General features: G+C 49.1%; 17 protein-coding genes. 12 read left to right on the top strand and 5 right to left on the bottom strand.

Going from position 1 to position 18858, the window contains the following annotated elements; genetic code table 11:
• The first annotated feature begins 6 nt into the window (after positions 1-6).
• From VN23_RS08635 to VN23_RS08610, 6 genes are all read left to right on the top strand, one after another.
• The gene (locus tag VN23_RS08635) at positions 7-1314 is read left to right on the top strand and encodes an OmpP1/FadL family transporter (RefSeq protein WP_052746693.1); all 1308 of its coding nucleotides are present in this window, start codon (positions 7-9) and stop codon (positions 1312-1314) included.
• A gap of 84 nt (positions 1315-1398) precedes the next feature.
• Positions 1399-3768, top strand: coding sequence for a 3-hydroxyacyl-CoA dehydrogenase/enoyl-CoA hydratase family protein (locus VN23_RS08630; RefSeq protein ID WP_046352784.1), 2370 nt, complete (start codon positions 1399-1401; stop codon positions 3766-3768).
• A gap of 210 nt (positions 3769-3978) precedes the next feature.
• Complete coding sequence (locus VN23_RS08625) at positions 3979-5184, top strand: acetyl-CoA C-acyltransferase (protein ID WP_046352785.1); 1206 nt, start codon at positions 3979-3981, stop codon at positions 5182-5184.
• 72 nt (positions 5185-5256) lie between these two features.
• Entirely contained in the window at positions 5257-5820 is a 564-nt protein-coding gene (locus VN23_RS08620; RefSeq protein ID WP_046352786.1) for a chalcone isomerase family protein, read from the top strand.
• An 824-nt stretch (positions 5821-6644) separates the two neighbouring features.
• Positions 6645-8375 carry an autotransporter assembly complex protein TamA gene (locus tag VN23_RS08615; RefSeq protein WP_197433065.1) on the top strand — a complete coding sequence of 577 codons (1731 nt, stop codon included), beginning with the start codon at positions 6645-6647 and terminating at the stop codon, positions 8373-8375.
• A 1-nt stretch (position 8376) separates the two neighbouring features.
• Positions 8377-12261: a translocation/assembly module TamB domain-containing protein gene (locus tag VN23_RS08610; protein WP_046352788.1), complete on the top strand. Its 3885-nt coding sequence runs from the start codon at positions 8377-8379 to the stop codon at positions 12259-12261.
• A gap of 406 nt (positions 12262-12667) precedes the next feature.
• On the opposite strand, the gene VN23_RS22275 is transcribed toward VN23_RS08610, so the two are convergent.
• From VN23_RS22275 to VN23_RS08595, 3 genes are all read right to left on the bottom strand, one after another.
• Positions 12668-12877 carry a phage major tail tube protein gene (locus VN23_RS22275; RefSeq protein WP_046352789.1) on the bottom strand — a complete coding sequence of 70 codons (210 nt, stop codon included), beginning with the start codon at positions 12875-12877 and terminating at the stop codon, positions 12668-12670.
• 64 nt (positions 12878-12941) lie between these two features.
• Positions 12942-13223: a barstar family protein gene (locus VN23_RS08600; protein WP_046352790.1), complete on the bottom strand. Its 282-nt coding sequence runs from the start codon at positions 13221-13223 to the stop codon at positions 12942-12944.
• Complete coding sequence (locus VN23_RS08595) at positions 13214-13645, bottom strand: ribonuclease domain-containing protein (protein ID WP_046352791.1); 432 nt, start codon at positions 13643-13645, stop codon at positions 13214-13216. The genes VN23_RS08600 and VN23_RS08595 overlap by 10 nt, the downstream gene beginning before the upstream one ends.
• A gap of 127 nt (positions 13646-13772) precedes the next feature.
• Here VN23_RS08595 and leuC point away from each other — a divergent pair, with 127 nt between their 5' ends.
• From leuC to VN23_RS08565, 6 genes are all read left to right on the top strand, one after another.
• Positions 13773-15179, top strand: coding sequence for a 3-isopropylmalate dehydratase large subunit (gene leuC, locus VN23_RS08590; protein ID WP_046352792.1), 1407 nt, complete (start codon positions 13773-13775; stop codon positions 15177-15179).
• Positions 15180-15189: 10 nt separating this feature from the next.
• Positions 15190-15318 (top strand): entericidin A/B family lipoprotein, encoded by a 129-nt coding sequence (locus VN23_RS08585; RefSeq protein ID WP_062654862.1) that lies wholly within the window; start codon positions 15190-15192, stop codon positions 15316-15318.
• Positions 15315-15953, top strand: coding sequence for a 3-isopropylmalate dehydratase small subunit (leuD, locus tag VN23_RS08580; RefSeq protein WP_046352793.1), 639 nt, complete (start codon positions 15315-15317; stop codon positions 15951-15953). The genes VN23_RS08585 and leuD overlap by 4 nt, the downstream gene beginning before the upstream one ends.
• A 93-nt stretch (positions 15954-16046) precedes the next feature.
• Positions 16047-16781 (top strand): glucosamine-6-phosphate deaminase, encoded by a 735-nt coding sequence (gene nagB, locus VN23_RS08575; RefSeq protein WP_046352794.1) that lies wholly within the window; start codon positions 16047-16049, stop codon positions 16779-16781.
• 98 nt (positions 16782-16879) lie between these two features.
• Positions 16880-17401 carry a GNAT family N-acetyltransferase gene (locus tag VN23_RS08570; RefSeq protein ID WP_046352795.1) on the top strand — a complete coding sequence of 174 codons (522 nt, stop codon included), beginning with the start codon at positions 16880-16882 and terminating at the stop codon, positions 17399-17401.
• A 20-nt stretch (positions 17402-17421) separates the two neighbouring features.
• The gene (locus VN23_RS08565) at positions 17422-17922 is read left to right on the top strand and encodes a C40 family peptidase (protein ID WP_046352796.1); all 501 of its coding nucleotides are present in this window, start codon (positions 17422-17424) and stop codon (positions 17920-17922) included.
• Here the strand turns inward: VN23_RS08565 and VN23_RS08560 are convergent.
• Together VN23_RS08560 and flgM are read right to left on the bottom strand one after the other, a co-directional pair.
• A complete protein-coding gene (locus tag VN23_RS08560; RefSeq protein WP_046352797.1) occupies positions 17919-18383 on the bottom strand; it encodes a flagella synthesis protein FlgN in 465 nt (154 codons plus the stop codon). The two genes, VN23_RS08565 and VN23_RS08560, sit on opposite strands and share 4 nt — an antisense overlap.
• Complete coding sequence (gene flgM / locus VN23_RS08555; protein WP_052746694.1) at positions 18384-18668, bottom strand: flagellar biosynthesis anti-sigma factor FlgM; 285 nt, start codon at positions 18666-18668, stop codon at positions 18384-18386.
• Positions 18669-18858 lie beyond the last annotated feature (190 nt).

Below are 18858 nucleotides of genomic sequence, written 5' to 3'. Positions count from 1 at the left end.
TAGACGATGTCTGGAACTATTCGTATGGCAATTCGTACTTTAGGTGTGGCAAGCTTATTTATAGCTGGTAATGCCCTTGCATCTGGCTATCACTTTGGTGTGCAAAGTGTCAGCTCGCAAGGTGTTGCCAATTCAAACGCTGCTGAGGCAGAAGACGCTTCTGTCTTGTTTTACAACCCTGCGGGCATGACTAATTTACGCGGCACCAATATATCGGGCGCTTTGATTGTTGTTGATCCACACATTAGCTTCTCTAATCTGAATGCGAGTAATAGCCGCGGTAAGCCTGTTACCGGGAATGATGGCGGTTCACCTACAGATCCTGTGTTTGTTCCGCAAAGCTATGTTACCCATCAAGTAAATGATCAGTTATTTGTGGGCTTGGCCATGTTTGTGCCGTTTGGTGATAAAACCAATTTTGATGAAAAATGGATCGGTCGTTACAACGGTACCGATCTTGAATTAATGACGCTAGCACTCAATCCTTCTGTTGCGTACAAAATCAATGAGCAGTTTTCTGTGGGGGCCGGTGTTACCGCCCAATATATGAAAGCACGCTTTAAGAAGATGATTGATTTGGGTGGTAAGGCGACCGTGGGTGGCAATCCTACTCCGGCCCTTGATGGCTCAATGGATTACGAAGGTGATGACTGGGCTTATGGCTTTAATCTGGGTGTGACCTGGAAAGTAGATGATACTTTGCGCTTTGGTGCGGCATACCGCTCCAGCTTAAGCCACAGCCTACAGGGTGACACTAAATTTACCGTTCCTAGCGTATTTCCACCGGGCGTTGCTGTTGGTGCAAAACTGCTTAATTCAAATGGTACGGTTGATTTAGAAACGCCAGATTCATTTGCAATTAACTTTTATAAAAAATTAAATGATCAATTCGCATTAACAGGCGATTGGACGCATACCTGGCATTCTAAATTTCAAGATTTAATTCTGAAAACAGATGCAGGTTTTAATGCGGATATTGAACAGAAATGGCGCGATACTGATCGTTTCTCTTTAGGTCTGAGCTATCAGTATAACGATCCTTTGAAATTGCGTGTGGGTCTGGCTTACGATCAATCACCGGCTGATCAGGCAAAATATCGTATTGCTAACTTGCCAGATAGCGATCGTTATTGGTTCTCTACCGGCTTTAATTACGCCATTGATAAAAATATGTCAGTGGATGTGGCTTATACCTACGTGAAATTTAAAGATTCAAGCATGGCGAATATTGATAGCAGCAATACTGTAACAACGAATGCAGATGTTTCTGCGTATGCCAATGTATTTGGCGCGCAATTGAATTACCGCTTCTAATCGTTTTTATCCCTCCCTTCGGGGAGGGCTTAGTGACTCTGGGCGGCTCTCGCCGCTCTTCCTTTCCTTTTAGCGAGGCTAAACATGGCCAATACCGTGCATATCCGTCAGGTTGCCGTTCTCGGCGCGGGCGTAATGGGAGCGCAAATTGCTGCCCATCTTGCCAATGCGGGAATTAAAACCGTTTTATTTGATTTGCCAGCCAAAGAAGGCGATGCAAATGGCATTGCAACAAAGGCGATTGCCAATCTTAAAAAAATGAAACCGTCGCCATTAGCATCGCTTATGCGTGCGGATCATATTGAGCCAGCTAATTACGGCTCTGATTTAGAAAAATTAAAAGATTGCGACTTAATTATTGAGGCTATTGCTGAACGCCTTGATTGGAAACTCGATCTTTATGCCAAGATTGCTCCTTTTGTAGCACCACACGCTATTCTGGCGTCCAATACTTCCGGCCTATCGATTAATTCCTTGGCGGGCGGTGTGCCTGCTGAGCTACGCAGCCGTTTCTGCGGTATTCATTTCTTTAATCCGCCACGCTATATGTATCTGGTTGAGTTGATTGCTGATTCCCAGACTAATCCTGCGATGATGGACGCGCTGGAAAGCTTCCTTGCTACCCGCATGGGCAAGGGCGTAGTACGCGCTAAAGACACGCCGAACTTTGTTGCCAACCGCATCGGTGTGTTCTCCATGCTGGCAACGATTTACCACGCCGAACGCCTCGGCATCCGTTTTGATGTGGTTGATGATCTGACTGGCCCACGCTTGGGCCGTCCGAAATCAGCGACTTTCCGCACTGCCGATGTGGTTGGTTTGGATACTTTTGCTCATGTGGTTAAAACCATGACCGAGCAATTGGCGTCAGACCCTTGGCACAAATACTTTACCGTACCGGCTTGGATGCAAAAGCTGATTGAAAACGGCGCTTTGGGCCAAAAAACCAAGGCTGGCGTATTCAAGAAAGTAGGCCGTGATGTATTGATGCTTGATCCGAGCACTGGCGACTATATTGCTGGCGGACAAAAGGGTAGCGATGAAGTTAAGGCGCTGCTGAAAATCACTGATCCGGCTGCACGCTTTAAAGCCTTGCGCGAATCGGCTCACCCAGAAGCGCAATTCCTCTGGGCCTGCATGCGCGATGTATGGCATTACATCAGCTATCACCTCGATACGATTGCAGATAATGCGCGCGATGTGGATTTTGCGATTCGCTGGGGTTTTGGCTGGAATCAAGGCCCGTTTGAGCAGTGGCAAGCCGCCGGTTGGAAAGATATTGCAGCGGCCATTGCTGCAGATTCAGCAGCAGGACAGGCAATGAGCGACGTAGCTCTGCCAGCTTGGGTGGCTTCACGTGATGCAGTGCATACGCCAGAAGGCTCGTTCAGCGCGGCAGACAATGCCCTGAAACAACGCTCCAACTTGCCAGTTTATAAGCGTCAGCTTTATCCGCCAACCGTGGTCGGTGATGCAGCACCAGTGTATGGCGAAACTATTTTTGAAAATGACGGCGTTCGCCTCTGGGTGCAGCCGGGTGAAGATGTTGCTGTTCTAAGCTTTAAAACCAAAGCACATTGCATAGGCCCAGATGTATTGGCTGGTGTAAATCAAGCGGTTACGATCGCTGAAGAGCGCTACGCTGGTTTGGTGGTTTGGCATCCGGAAGCACCGTTCTCGGTGGGGGCAGATTTGATGAGCATGGGCCCAGCCTTTATGACTGGCGACTTTGCTTCAATCGAAAACATGGTGGCCGAATTCCAAAAAGCCAGCATGCGCATTAAATATGCAGCTGTGCCAGTGGTTGGTGCGGCTCAAGGTTATGCCTTTGGTGGCGGTTGCGAATTCTTAATGCACTGCTCACGCGTTGTGGCTTGCCTAGAAACCTATATCGGCTTGGTTGAAGTGGGTGTGGGGCTCTTGCCAGCAGGCGGCGGTTGTAAAGAATTTGCACTGCGTGCTTCGCAAGAAGCTAAAGGCGACATCGTTGCCGCACTGAAAGATTACTACCTGTCGGTTGCCATGGCGAAAGTGGGTACGAGTGCAGAAGAAGGCCAGCAAATCGGCTATTTGCGTAGCTCCGACATCGTTGTGTTTAACCCGAATGAATTGCTCTATGTAGCCAAAGCGCAAGTACGCGCCATGAGCGAATCAGGCTACAAAGCACCGGTTAAGCCAAAAGCATTTGCTGTAGCGGGCCGTGCAGGCGCAGCCACGATCAAGGGCCAACTGATCAATATGCTGGAAGGCGGCTTTATCTCTAAGCACGACTACCTGATCGCCGGCCATATCGCCGAAATCATGACCGGTGGTGACGTAGATGCGGGCACGCTGGTGGATGAAGAATGGATCTTGAAGCTGGAACGTGAGCGCTTTATGAAGCTGCTGAAAACCGGCAAAACGCAAGAGCGCATCATGTATATGCTGGAAAACAACAAGCCGCTGCGTAATTAAACAGAGAAGTTCTGTAGGCACAGAGATCGGGGAGAGCACAGAGCACACAGAGTAAGACCTTAGGGCAGGCCTGTAGGTACGGGGCCATGCAATCCTTTGTATTTTTACTCTGGTTTTCTCCGTGTTCTTGGTGCTCTTTGTGTCTACAGGTTCTTTTGGTTTACGGATGATTCTTGGCTTTAGCGAATACCCCATATTTAGGAGCTCAAAATGAGCAGACAGATTCAAGAAGCTTATATCGTCGCTGCGACTCGCAGCCCGGTTGGTAAAGCACCGCGCGGTATGTTGCGCAATGTTCGCCCTGATGATTTGCTGGCCCATGTATTAAGAAGTGCGCTGGCGCAAGTGCCTCAGCTTGATCCTAAGCTGATCGAAGACGTGATTGTTGGCTGCGCCATGCCAGAAGCCGAGCAGGGGATGAATATTGCCCGTATGGCTGTGCTGCTGGCGGGTTTGCCGGATACGGTAGGTGGTGTAACCATCAATCGTTTCTGCTCCTCAGGCGTGAATGCCATTGCGATGGCTGCAGATAAAATCCGTTTGGGCGAAGCCGATGTGATGATTGCGGCAGGTACGGAAAGCATGTCGCAAGTGCCGATGATGGGAAATAAAATCTCCCTCAATCCTGAGATTTTCACTAAAAACGAAAACCTCGGTATTGCCTTTGGTATGGGCCTGACGGCAGAAAAAGTAGCCGAGCAGTGGAATGTTTCCCGTGAAGATCAGGATGCTTTCGCGGTTGAATCAAACCGTCGTGCGCTGCATGCGATTGCCACAGGCGAATTCAAAGACGAAATCAGCCCGCTAGAAGTATTCGCGCGCACGCCAAATTTGGCGACTGGCGAAGTTGAAGTCACTAGCAAAATTTGCGATACCGACGAAGGCCCACGCGCGGGGACAACGATGGAAGGCTTGGCTAAGCTGAAAACCGTATTCGCGGCTAAAGGCTCAGTCACTGCAGGTAATAGCTCGCAAATGTCTGATGGTGCAGGCGCGGTGATCTTGGTTTCCGAGCGCATTCTGAAGCAATTTAACCTTGTGCCTTTGGCGCGTTACGTGACCTTTGCAGTAAAAGGTGTACCAGCGCACATCATGGGGATTGGCCCGAAAGAAGCGATTCCAGCGGCACTGAAGTTAGCTGGCCTGACTCAGGACGATTTATCATGGATCGAGCTGAACGAAGCCTTTGCGGCGCAAGCCCTGGCTGTGGCGCGTGATCTTAATCTGGATATGAGCAAAGTTAATCCACTGGGCGGCGCGATTGCTTTAGGCCATCCACTGGGTGCAACCGGCGCGATTCGCGCGGCAACCATCGTGCACGGTATGCGTCGTCATGGCATGGCGGGTAAATACGGCATGATTTCCATGTGTATCGGCACCGGCATGGGTGCGGCAGGGATTATTCAATCCTTGTAATGCCTAGTTTGTAGATCAAGGCTTTTGCCCACGGATTCAAATCCGTGGGTTTTTTTTCAAGGAAATGAAAAAATGAAAAAATTACTGATGACCGCATCTTTTGTGCTCGCGGCACAAAGCAGCATGGCTTTGGAAGTGGCAGGGGTGAATCTGGCGGATCGCGCCGAGTTGGCCAGCCAGTCTTTGGCGCTAAATGGTGCAGGCGTGCGTAAAAAAGTATTCTTTGATGTGTATCTGGCAGCGCTTTATGTGCCGGTTAAAACACAAGATGCAAGCTCGGTTGTCAACGGTGCAGTTCCTCGCCGTATGGAGCTACGCATGCTGCGTGAAGTTTCGGCCGCAACAATGCATGAAGGTTTTGTGGATAGCTTAAAAGCGAATCAAAGTGAGGCGGCCTTAGTGACATTGGCGCCAAAAATTGCTGAGTTGGAGCAAGTGTTTAAGCAAGTAAAGACCGCAGCCAAAGGGGATGTGATTTTGCTTGATTTTATTCCGGGGCAGGGAACACGCGTCACGGTGCGCGGTAAAACCTATACGACGATTGCGGGCGATGATTTTGCTGCAGCGATGCTGTCAATCTGGCTGGGTAAAGCGCCAGTGAACGATTCATTGAAGTCTGCTTTGCTGGGTAAGTGATTTACATCACAGTGGTGATTGTAACAGTCACTTCGTTTGTGATCGCTGCTGTGGTGGCGCAATAAACAGGCGCTGCATAGCAGTTTTTTGCATGTTATTGGCATGTATTTGTCATTGTGCTGCTTGTTTGTTGCGCTTGATGCCGAAGAGCGATCAGGGGGGTGTTGCGATATTTAGCAGGGTCGATTTTTTGATCTTGCGCACGCCAGTCTTCTGTTCTTTGCTCGCTTGCTAGCGCCGCGTCTGGTGCTGACAGTGTAATATTTCTGTAGTTAAATTACATTTTAATATTATTTTTTTCTATTTTTAATACACGCTATCTAGTTGTATTTTATAAAAAAAATACAATTTTTTGTAGTCTTTAGTGTGTTTTATTGCAAATATACAAGTAGTTTTACTACAAAAATACTTGCGGGTGCTCTGTAGTTTTGTTAAAGTAACTCCATTGCTTGATTGGGAACAGACTTCTGGCCCAAACTTTTAAGGAGATGCAAATGCGTACCTTGCAAATTATTTTTAAGAACATCGAATCTGCTCAAAACCTGCTGTTGAAATCCCAAGGTTTTATTGCAACTCGTTGATCTGTCGGTTTAGCTGTTTGTAAGTGTGGTAAGTAGTAAGTTGTTGTGTGTGTAGTATGTTTTGACTCTTCATCTGGTCTTTCTTGTTACCCGGCTCTGTGTTCTGCGTCTTCGGATGCGTATACAGACCGGGTTCTTTTTTGTCTGCTGCGCCTCCCATGCGGTAAAGTAGCAGCCTTGTCTCTTTTTAAAATCACCCTCATGATTGTTCGGTCATTTTTCGTCTTTGTTTTGGCATTTCCTGTGCTGGCTCTTGCTGATGAGCCGCCTGCTATCGATGCAGCGCAAAACGTCTATTTTCCCTATGTTTTAGAGATTGAAGCGCCGGATGATTTGTTCGACCTTCTCGACAAGCATCTGGATTTGTCGCGCATGGAAACTGAGAAAAGGATGACGAGAGAGCAGCTTTTACGCCTGATCGACAATGCACCTGAAGCGGTGAGTGGTTTGTTATCGACCGAGGGCTATTTTTCACCTACGGTTAAAATTAAGCTGGGAGAATCAAGTGTCCCTGCGCTTGTTTCTCTGTATGTGGATGCAGGTCAGCCCACGCTGGTTCGCAATGTAGACGTTAATTACACCGGTGATGTTATTCCAGATGAGGCGCGGATGAAGCGCCTGATCGATCGCCAGGAGCAAACATGGCCTTTGCCTAAAGGCAGCGTGTTTCGTCAAAGCGCCTGGGATGATGGCAAACGGCGTGTGATTAGTACACTTTTGAATCGTCGTTATCCTGCAGCCAAGATGCTGCATGCCGAAGCGAGCGTTGATCCGGAAAACCACACGGTAGATTTAACGGTTGATGTGGATAGCGGGCCTGCTTATTACTACGGGCCATTAAGTATTACCGGCTTATCGCACTACCCTGAAAAGTTGGTTCGCAATAATATTCAGTTTCATGAAGGCGCTGAATACCGCCGCAATGATTTATTAGAGCTGCAAACCTATTTGCAGAATCTGCCGCATTTTTCCCTTGTTTTAGTGGATGTCGATCTGCCAACTGATCCGCCTTATATTGCGCCGGTGAAAGTCACCGTGCAGGAAGCACCTTTAAGCAAAATCAGCACTGGTTTGGGGTTTAGCACCAACACTGGTGTGCGCGGGTCGTTTGATTACCGCTATTTAAATCTGCTGGATCGGGCATGGGTACTCGATACCGGTTTTCGTTTGCAGCAAAAAGAGCAGTCATTTAATGCCGGGGTGACTTTTCCCCGATTTGCTTCGGGCTATGTGCACCGGGTTTACGGTAGTTTTGTGCGTGAAGATATTCAGGGTTTAGCGACCAGCACATGGAAAACCGGGGTTTCCAGAAGCATCAGTGATGAAAGCATTGATCGATTAATCGCGATTGAGTACCAAATGGAGCGCCGGGAGTTAAACGATGGCACGGTGTCTGATCCGCAGTCTTTAACAGCCAAGTATCAATGGGTGCGCCGCGATGTAGACCGTATCAGAAACCCACGTTCGGGTAATGTCATTACTTTAGAGGGCGGTGGGGCACTTAAAGGCCTGTTGTCGGATGAAAGCTTTGTGCGCCTTTATGGCCGTGGGGTGCAGTTCTGGCCTGTGGGGGAGAAAAGTGTGGTGGTGGGGCGTTTAGAGTTGGGGGATACCTTTACTAAAGAATCTTTTAATGTGCCTTCTGATTGGTTGTTCCGTACCGGGGGCTCTTCCTCGGTTCGTGGCTATGATTATCAAAGCTTGGGTTTGTCGGCAGGCGGCTCTACCATCCCTGGTCGGGTGATGGCGGTGAGCTCTTTAGAATTTCAGACGCCCGTTTATAAAGATTGGCTGGGTGCGGTGTTTGTTGATCACGGTGGTGTGGGAGATCAGTGGAAAGACTGGCGCGGCTCGACCGGGGTTGGGCTGGGTGCGCGTTGGGTGAGCCCCGTGGGCGTGATTGGTCTAGATGTGGCAAGAGGGGTGGAAGAAAAACAATTCCGGGTGCATTTTTCGATGGGAGTGACCTTCTAAAATGCAAACTAACCCAGCTCCTACACCTGAGGCGCAAGCTGCTACACCGCCTTTGCGTCCTAAGTACTCTCTGTTTCGCCGCTTGATTGGTGCATTGCTGCTCTTGTTGCTTGTGCCGGTGTTTTTATTGACCCTTTCTTTGGCTTTTTTTGATTCACAAACGGGTCGGGATTGGCTGGTGAAGCAAGTTAATCAGAGTGGTATGGCTAAGCTGCGCGCTATTGATGGCTCTTTATGGTCAGATTTTGCACTACGTGGTTTGGTAGTGGACACCGCCGAGGTCAAAATTGCGATTGATAAAGTGAGCCTAGCGTGGAGCCCATATAGCCTGCTGGCGCGTGATTTATCGCTTGATGAGCTGGTGATCGGCCATTTAGAAGTGGATATCAAGCCTAGCCCGCCAGATAAGCCGTCATCGCCGCCGCCAGATAGTATAACGCTGCCCATTGGCCTGCATATCGATCAGGCACAAATTGATCGCTTAAGCATTAAAGGCTCGCCCGATATTAAAGCGCTGCGCTTTAAGCTGGCGAGTAATGGTCGTTTCCATCAGCTTGTTCTGGATCAGCTAAAGCTGAAGCTGCCGCAAATTGATGCCACTTTGAAAGGTAACCTGGCGCTAGTGGGCACTTTGCCCTTTGTGACTTCCGGCCAGCTAGAGCTAAGCGGTAAGGCAGAAAACCAGCCCTTGCAATCACAAATCAAATTGAGTGGCGAGCTGCGTAAATTGCGCCTGACAGGCGATGTGAAAAGTAATCAGCTTAAGGCCATGATTAATGCACGGCTTGATGTGTTTGCACCCTATACCTATCAATTGCTGAGCGAAGGCCAGATTAAGCTTCAGCAGCTTAATCCTGCTGTGCTGATGCCAGGGCTGCCTAAAGCATTGCTTGATGTATCTTTATCAGTTGTGCCGCTGGGTGAGAATGCCGCCAGTGGCTCTTTAGAAATCCGCAATGCCATGCCCCTGACGGTGGATCAGGGCGGGCTGCCCTTTGCCCAGATCAGTAGTAAATTAGGGTATCTAAAAGAAACAGTCACGCTTAAAGCGATGTCGCTAGATCTGTTGGGGCAAGGGCAAATTAAAGGGGCGGGCCATCTGGATAAGGGCCAGCTTAAATTGCAGCTTGATTTAGCTAAAATCGACCCTGCCAAGCTCTTCTCTCGGCAGCCGCCAGCCTCTTTGGGGGGCACCATCCACTTAAAAGGCCCGTGGCTGGCTCCTGATGTGGTGGCAAAACTGGCTGATACACAGCGCAATGTGGCGCTTGATCTGGATATGGGCTGGTTAAACCCTAAGCATGAGCGCCGTATTGCATTGCGTCAGGCTCGTTTATCCAGAGCAAACAGCAGTGTGTCTTTGCAGGGCGAATTGGGCTTGCTGGATGCGAAGGGCGTAGCAAAAAATGATTTCAAGCTGGTCGGTGAATTTGCCGGGATTAATCCGGCAGAGTTTGTGGCTAGCCCTAAGGGATCAATAACTGGGCAATTTAAACTAGCGGGAGCTTTGCAGCCTGCGATTAAAGCCAGTGTAGATTACAGCCTAGGTGATAGCCGCTTTAATGGCGAAGTATTAAGCGGCAAGGGGCAGCTTAATATAGAAGAGACGCGTATTTCTAATGCGGATCTCTGGCTGGCGCTGGGAGGGAATCGTATCGATGCCCAAGGCGCTCTGGGCCTTGCCAGTGATGTGCTTAAGCTCAAAATTAATTTGCCGCAGCTGCAGCAGTTTGGCCCCGGTTTTGCCGGAAAAATCAGCGGCGATGCACAATTAAAAGGCGCCATGCTGAGCCCGCAAATTGCCACGCAGCTGGCTGTGGCAGGTTTGCAAACGCCATTTGGCGTGTCGGTAAATCAGGCCGCTGTAGAGGCTGAATTACAATCCGATCTAACAGGCCCGATGCATGTCCGTGCGGATGTGAGCGATGCGAAGGCGGCAGGGGTGCAAATACAAAGCCTGAACCTGAAAGTGGATGGTAGCCGGGCCAAGCATAGTGCCAGCTTGTTGCTAAAGGGGCAGCAGGATGAGCGTTTGATTGATGTAAGTTCGCGCTTTGAAGGCGGCTTAAACGAGCTGTGGGTTTGGCGCGGTAGTGTGCAGAGCCTGCAAGTGAATCAGCCGATTGCCCTCAATTTGGCCGCACCGCTGGCGTTAGAAGCTGGGGCTAATTTGATCCGCATGGGCGATGCGCGCCTCCTGATGGGCGACACGCGGGTGCATATCGAAAGATTGAGCTGGCAAGATGGCCGTTTAGATACGGCAGGTGAGCTAGAGCAGGTTTCCGTAGGCCAGTGGCTGACGCTGCTGGGGCAAAAAGAAGTGAGCGGTAATTTGATGCTGGGCGGACGCTGGGCTTTGAAGTCAGCGGGTAGCTTAGACGGGCAGCTGGAGATTCACCGGCAATCGGGTGATTTAAAATATGTAACGCACAACACCGCGCCGCAAAAGTTTGATCTGCAAGATTTAAAGTTACAAATTAATGCGAAGCAATCGGTGTTGAATTTTACCGGCAATTTAAGCTCGGGGCGTTTCGGGCAGATGCAGGCCAATGGCAGTGCTTTGCTAGATGCCGTGAATTGGCGTTTGGCAGAGCGTGCACCGGTAGATGTTTTTATTAAAGGTGATTTGCCTAAGCTGGCGATGTTTGGTCCGCTACTGGGGCCGGATTTATCCTTGGCAGGTAGTGGCCGCTTTGAAGTGCGCCACACTGGCTTACTTAAAGACAATGAATGGACAGGTTTTGTATATGGCGATGATTTGTCGATGCGCGATGCGGCCACGGGTTTGTCTTTGCAAGAAGGCAAGGTCAGAGTGAGCCTGGATAAGCGGCTGATTAATTTGCAGCAGTTCCAGTTTAAAGGCGGGCAAGGTACTTTGGATGCGAAGGGGACATTTGATTTGGCTGGCCCTAGCCCGAGTGCCAGCGCTCAAGTTACGGCAAATAAACTCACCTTAATCAGCAAGGCCGATATGCTGGTGGTGATGTCGGGGCAGGGCAATATCACGCTCAGAGATAAAGCCATGAGCGTCAGCGGCCAGCTTAAAGCGGATGAGGGCGATATTCGCTTTCAATCGAATGATGTGCCCAAGCTCTCCGATGATGTTGTGGTTAAAGGGCGGAGCAAAGCGCCGGTTGATGCAGGGCCTAAGTTGTCCTTGCAAATGGATATCGATTTAGGGAAAAACTTTCGCTTCCGGGGTTATGGTCTGGATGCGCGTTTAGCGGGTTTACTGCGTCTACGCACACAGGCCAATCAAGCGCCTACAGCGCATGGTGTGGTGCAAGTGGCAGAAAACGAAGGCAATGCACGCAGTACCTATAGTGCTTACGGCCAGAAGCTGGATATCGAGCGCGGTGTGCTGGCTTTTCAGGGGCCGATTGATAATCCTGGCTTAGATGTGCTGGCGATGCGGCGCGGGCAGGAAGTCGAGGCGGGGGTGCAGGTGTCGGGTACGGCATTAAGGCCGCAGGTAAGGCTTTACTCCGAACCGAACCGGCCTGATAGTGAAAAACTCAGCTGGCTCTTGTTTGGGCATGGCTCGGATAGTATGGATAAATCTGATAGCGCGCTGATGCTGCAAGTGGCTAATGCGCTACTGACTTCAGGCGATAACGCCAGCTTTAGTGAGGGTATTCTTGGCAAAGTCGGCCTCGATGATGTGGGTTTTAGCAGCCAGAAAGAAAAAGACGGCACATCAACTCAGGTGGTGTCTGTAGGCAAGCAGCTGAGCAAAAATGTACGGGTTTCACTAGAGAAAAGCATAAATGGCCTACGTGATGCCGTGAAATTTACCTGGCAGCTCACTAAAGGATGGTCCTTGGTTTCACGAATCGGCACGGACGAAACGACGGGTGATGCCTATTACACCTTCTCTTTTGATTAACAGGCAGCGGGAAACTTTCCTCCGCATAAAACCCAAACATTAAACCGTGGTGGATGAATCGCGGCGCGAAAAATGGGTTGGCTGTGTTTTTCACTATTTGTAAAAGAATGTCATATTTATCAGCAAAGGGGCCGCTTGGCCCCTTTGCTTTTGGGGCTTAGGCATGAGGATGATGAGATCGCCCAATTGGTTTTTGCTTCTACCTTTTCTGCCGCCTATGTAGCCCTGTAGGGTGGGTTAGGTTTGTTAACCCGAGCTGAGCACGTTAGGTTGGGCTGATATAGCTTTGGGCCTAGCAACCAAAATTATCCAATAACTGCTTTGCGTTTGTCTCAGCAAGAACTCTAGATCACAGAATGCAAAGAAGCCCACCGAAGTAGGCTTAAGTATTAAAGCGTTACCAACGCTAGCCCCCAATATTCTGCCGATACGTTTCCAGCATATCCTCCCCATTTACGCGGAAGGTGTTGGCCATGTAATCCAGCTCTAAAAGCTCTTTGCCCCCCATTACTTGTTTGAGATAAGTTGCTGAAAAGCTGGTGGGAAAGAAATAGATTTTCTCTGAGAAGTGCCCGTGCTTTCTGTGATGTTGAAGTTTCAATATTTGGTTTTGCATGTGGTAGTACAGCGGGCAGGGCGGACGGCTAAGATTTAAGGTGGTTTGCCCGCTCGTGAATCGCTTAAGGCTTGATAATTACCGTTAAATCATCCCTCTCTGCAGCTGCGTCTTCAAAGACGGCCAGTAGTGCTGTGTAATTTTCTTTTCCTAATGTGGCCTTAGCCTCTGTGCTGTTTTCCCAGGTAATTTGGATTGGGCCTTCTAGGCTTGCGCTCAGTTCATCGTACAGCGCATCCAGATTGTTAATTGGGTCGCTAGAAAAATCCAGCTGCTCAGTTAATTGCTGGTAAGCATCGCTGAGCTTACGGATGTGTTTAAGTACAACTTTCTGAGTTATTGACATGAGGGCACCTCGGTAAAGGTTTGGTAGTGATCTACGGTAATAAAACGCAGGCCATTTTTGCTAAAAACAATACGTTTCGCGCCGCGTTTGCCGCCTTGGTAATCTAAATCTGCTTCCTGATATTGGTTGCGTGGCAGGCGGTTTTCACGATTGCCAAAGCGATCACCGCCGATTGATTTGCCCGGCAGGCTTTGCCAGAGGCTGCTGCCGGGTCGCCAGCCTGCTGCTTGTGCTTCGCGTTTGGTCACAAACTTAGCGGGCAGGCGGTTTTGTTGATTCAGGCTGCTGAGGATTACCGTCAGCTCACTGGTATTTGTGTCAGGGCGCAGCTGGCGGTTGATGTTTTCTGCCACGCTCTGGCAAGAGGCGGCATGGGCCCAGCCGCCGGCGAGCAGTATCAGGGTGAGAAGTGATCGGTGCATTGGGTTTCCTCTGGTTTGGATGTAGCTATTTTATTTAAACTACATCGGTATAAGTCTTGCTTACGCGGTTGTGGCAAAAGGGCTTCTATGCTAGTTTCGAGGGTCCTGACTTTTCTAGACTATCGCCATGGCTCAGACACTTTATGACAAACTTTGGCATTCCCACGTTGTTCGCGCCGAAGACGATGGCACCTGCCTTATTTATATTGATCGCCACTTGGTGCATGAAGTCACCAGCCCGCAAGCTTTTGAAGGCTTGAAGTTAGCGGGCCGAACGCTATGGCGCAAGTCTTCGATTGTTTCGACTGCCGATCATAATACTCCGACTGATCACTGGGATTTGGGTATTCAAGATCCGATTTCCCGTCTGCAAGTAGAAACGCTGGACGCCAATATCAAAGAATTCGGTGCACTGGCTTACTACCCATTTAAAGATCAGAAGCAAGGTATTGTGCATGTGGTGGGCCCGGAAAATGGCGCGACCTTACCTGGTATGACCGTGGTTTGTGGCGATAGTCATACTTCTACACACGGCGCTTTTGCTGCCTTGGCGCATGGCATTGGCACTTCTGAAGTCGAGCATGTGATGGCCACCCAGACGCTGGTTGCCAAAAAATCTAAAGCGATGCTGATCCGTGTGGATGGCGTTTTGGGCCGTGGTGTAACGGCAAAAGATGTGGCGCTGGCGATTATTGGCAAGGTAGGCACAGCAGGCGGCACAGGCTATGCAATCGAGTTTGGTGGTGAGGCGATCCGCTCGCTTTCTATCGAAGGGCGGATGACGCTCTGTAATATGGCGATCGAGGCGGGCGCACGTGCTGGCATGATCGCGGTGGATGATAAAACCATCGAATACCTGAAAGGTCGTCCTTATTCCCCAAATGCCAGCCAGTGGGATGCCGCTGTGGCGCATTGGAAAACACTGGTGTCGGATGAAGGCGCGGTATTCGATGCGCTGGTGACACTTGATGCGGCCGAGATCGAGCCTCAGCTCACTTGGGGTACATCGCCAGAGCAAGTCTTGGGGATTTCCGGCGCTGTGCCGGATCCTGCTGCCGAAGCTGATTTAGTAAAGCGCGGTAGTTACGAGCGCGCATTGCAATATATGGGCCTGACTGCCAACACACCGCTGACCGATATTCAGATCGATAAAGTGTTTATCGGCTCCTGTACCAACTCCCGCATAGAAGATTTGCGCGCCGCTGCAGGTATTGCTAAGGGTAAAACTAAGGCGGCTAATGTGAAGTTGGTGCTGGTGGTGCCGGGCTCGGGCCTTGTTAAAGCGCAGGCGGAAGCTGAAGGCCTGGATAAAATATTTATTGCGGCGGGCTTTGAATGGCGTGAGCCAGGCTGCTCGATGTGCCTGGCGATGAATGCGGATCGCTTAGAGCCGGGCGAGCGCTGTGCTTCTACCAGCAACCGTAATTTTGAAGGCCGCCAAGGCCAAGGCGGGCGCACTCATTTGCTCAGCCCGGAAATGGCAGCAGCAGCGGCCATTGCTGGTCATTTTGTTGATGTGCGCCAGCTGGCTTAAAGGAAAAATAATGAAGCGGATTACAACACTGATATTGATGTTTCTGATGCTTGGGCTGACAGCGTGTAACACCGTATCGGGCATGGGCAAAGATATTAAAAAAGGTGGCGAAGCCATCGAAAAGGCGGCCAATAAATGAAAGCATTTACTCAATTAAATGGCTTGGTTTGCCCGCTGGATCGCGCCAATGTGGATACCGATGCCATTATTCCTAAGCAGTTTTTAAAATCGATCAAGCGCTCTGGTTTTGGCCCGAATCTGTTTGATGAATGGCGTTATCTGGATCACGGCGAGCCGGGCATGGATAACAGCCAGCGCCAGCCTAATCCCGAGTTCGTGCTGAATTTTCCGCGCTATCAAGGTGCAGAAGTGTTGCTGGCAAGGGACAACTTTGGCTGTGGCTCTAGCCGCGAGCACGCACCGTGGGCAATTGATGATTTTGGCTTTCGAGCTGTGATTGCACCAAGCTTTGCCGATATTTTCTTTAATAACTGCTACAAAAATGGCCTGTTGCCCATTGTTTTAGATAGCGCCGTAGTTGATCAGCTATTTGCAGAAAGTGAAGTTGCAGAGGGCTACCGCTTGACTGTTGATCTAGTGGCACAAACGGTTGTTACGCCATCAGGCCAGACTTTTGGTTTTGATATAACAGGGCATCGCAAGCATTGCTTATTAAATGGTCTGGATGAAATTGGTTTGACTTTGAATCACGCCGAAGAGATTAAGTCTTTTGAGGCTCAGCGCCGTATTGAGCAGCCTTGGTTATTTTCCTGATTTTTTTACTTCTGTTGTGCTTTGCATCAACAAAGTTTGTTGAGTCGCGTATAGTATCTACGTTGTTTTACTTATTTCGGAATACCTAAAATCATGATTTTGCATAAATTCAAAGACCAAAATGAGCTGAACCGTGTTGGCGCAGACTTACTACTCTCTGTTGTGCGTTCTAAGCCTAATGCTATTTTGGGTATGGCTACCGGTGGCACACCCGTTGGCATTTACCAGGAAATCGTAAAAAGCTACAAGCAGGGCTTGGTGAGTTTTAAAGAAGTAACAACGTTTAATTTAGATGAATATGCAGGTCTGGCTGTTTCTCATCCGGAATCATATCGCAGCTTTATGCAAACCCATTTATTTAATCATATTGACATTAAGCCGGAAAATACTTACGTGCCTAATGGCAATGCCGATGATTTGGATGAAGAAGGTCGTCGTTATGATGAGCTGATTTATCAAAAAGGTTTGGTCGATATGCAGATTCTGGGTATTGGCCATAATGGGCATATTGGCTTTAATGAGCCGGATGAATCTTTATCCCGCTTTACACATAAAGTGACTTTAAAGCCAGAAACTCGCGAAGCCAATAAACGCTTCTTTAATAGCATTGATGATGTGCCAACCCATGCATTAACGATGGGCATGGGTTCGATCTTGCATGCCAAGTCTATTCTATTGGTAGTGAAAGGCGCAGAAAAAGCTGAGATTCTGGATCGCACTTTAAATGGGCCGATTACCACTCAAGTGCCTGCATCGTTCCTGCAAACACATCCTCGTGTGATTGTGCTGACTGATTGCGATGTGGATTACAAGCGCTCACACTCCTGATCTAAAAGCCGTTTTCTAAGGCTGTATGTATAAAAACACCGAGGGAGCGATTCTGAGGTGTTTTTTTTTGATTCAATAATTAGAGCGAAGCGTAAATAATGCGGATTGTTTCTTGTACTTATGCACTGCACGCAGAGCAGATTCTCTTTATATTTAATGAGGCCATTGCTAACTCTACGGCGCTTTATGATTATAGCCTGCGGCCTTTAGCCAGTATGGTAGATTGGTTCGCAGATAAAGAAGCAAATCATTTGCCTGTGCTAGGGATTGAAAATGAGGCGGGTGTTTTATTGGGCTTTGCATCTTATGGCGCATTTCGTGTACGGCCTGCCTATAAATATTCCATTGAGCATTCGATTTATATCCACCCTGATCATCGCGGGCAGGGCTTGGGTAAAAAACTATTATTACTTCTTATTGAAAAAGCCCAAGAGCAGGGCTATCACACCTTAATTGGTGGAATTGATGCAGAAAATACCGCAAGTATCGCCTTGCATCAGCAATTGGGTTTTAGTCACGCAGGTACGATTACGCAATCAGGGTTTAAATTTGGCCGCTGGTTGGATTTAGCGTTTTATCAATTGATTCTAGCTACACCAGCAAATCCAGTAGATGGCTAACGCTTGTTAAAGGATTTAGATTGAAGAAGATTTTATTGCTGAGTATTCTAGTTTTAAGCGCGTGCAGCTCCACGCCATCACGCACTAAAGTGCCGTATTCGGCTTCTAAATCCTTGAGCAATATTCAAGCGGATGGTGCAGGCCGGGAGATTGTCATGTATGCGCTGGGCCTTTTGGATGTGAGCTATCAATTTGGCGGTAATAATCCTGAGGCAGGCTTGGATTGCAGCGGTATGGTGAGTTTTGTCTACAAAAATGCAGTAGGTGCGGTGTTGCCGCATAATGCGGCGCAAATCGCCAGCCTAGCTCGCCCTGTGGCGACCGAGCAGCTACAGGCAGGGGATCTTGTGTTTTTTAATACCTTGGGCCGCTCGTTTTCGCATATGGGGATTTACTTGGGTGACGGGCGCTTTATTCACGCGCCTTCATCAAAGGGAAAGATCAGGGTGGAATCGATGTCCAGCCCTTACTTTGCGCAACGCTTCGAAGGGGGGCGTAGCTTGCTGGCGCAAAATCCCTAGGCCAGATCGCGCCTCTGGCCTTGCGGTAGCGATGTTAGCTTGCCATCGGGGGCGTAGAGCGGGCTATTCTGACTGGCATCAAGCACTTGTTGCATGAAAGTATTGATGAGCTGCTGACGCGTCTCGATCAGCTTGCCATTACTTGTATTAAAAGCCGCTGCCTGCCGGGTGTGCTCCAGCAATAGGTGCCACTGTACTAAGGCCTTGGGCTGCTGCTCAGTAAACCAAGCATCAATATCACTTTGTGGGTTGATGCCTTGCTCTGCAAAAAACTGGCTGAGTGCTAAACCCGCCTGCTCTGCTTCAAAAGCAGCTGTTTGCTTATCGATGGTAAGTACAAGCAGGGAATCCAGCTGATTGGAGATTAAATAACTTTGTTCTTCTTTTAATAGGCCAAGCAGGGTTTGCATGCTGCTTATTGCCTGATGAAGCAGGTCATCTAAAGGCGCGCTGAGGATCATTTACTTACCTAGGAGTTCTTGTGCGCTTTGAATAATCTTGCCAGCAATGGCATCGGTGCGCACGGTAAAGCGGCCTTCGCTAATGGCTTTTTTGAGGGATTCAACCCGTTCTGCATCAAAACTTGGTTTTGAGCTTTGTTCGATTTGGCTGAGCTTGGCGGCAAGCGGGTTGATGGTAACGCTATCCGTATTGGTTCGCTCGGCACTTGCGGAGCTGGTGTTTGGGGCGCGCTCACTGCTACGGCTTGGTGCCGTGTTCAGTGGTTTGCTTTGGTCGATTTTCATGGTGTTTCATCCTTCGTCACGGGCCAGTGTGACTTGCTATTACAGTCATTATGCCAAGTATCGACGTAATTCGTAAAAACTTTAGCATATCTACTGTTTATAAGGCGTCTCTGATGCATTTTTATTGTTTTACTTGGTTTTTCTTTCACGCCCGGACAGGCTTAAGGCATTATATGCCACAGATTGCTTG

The organism is Janthinobacterium sp. B9-8 (genome assembly GCF_000969645.2).
GTDB lineage: Bacteria > Pseudomonadota > Gammaproteobacteria > Burkholderiales > Chitinibacteraceae > Iodobacter.
This window is presented reverse-complemented; position numbering and strand designations above follow the sequence as displayed.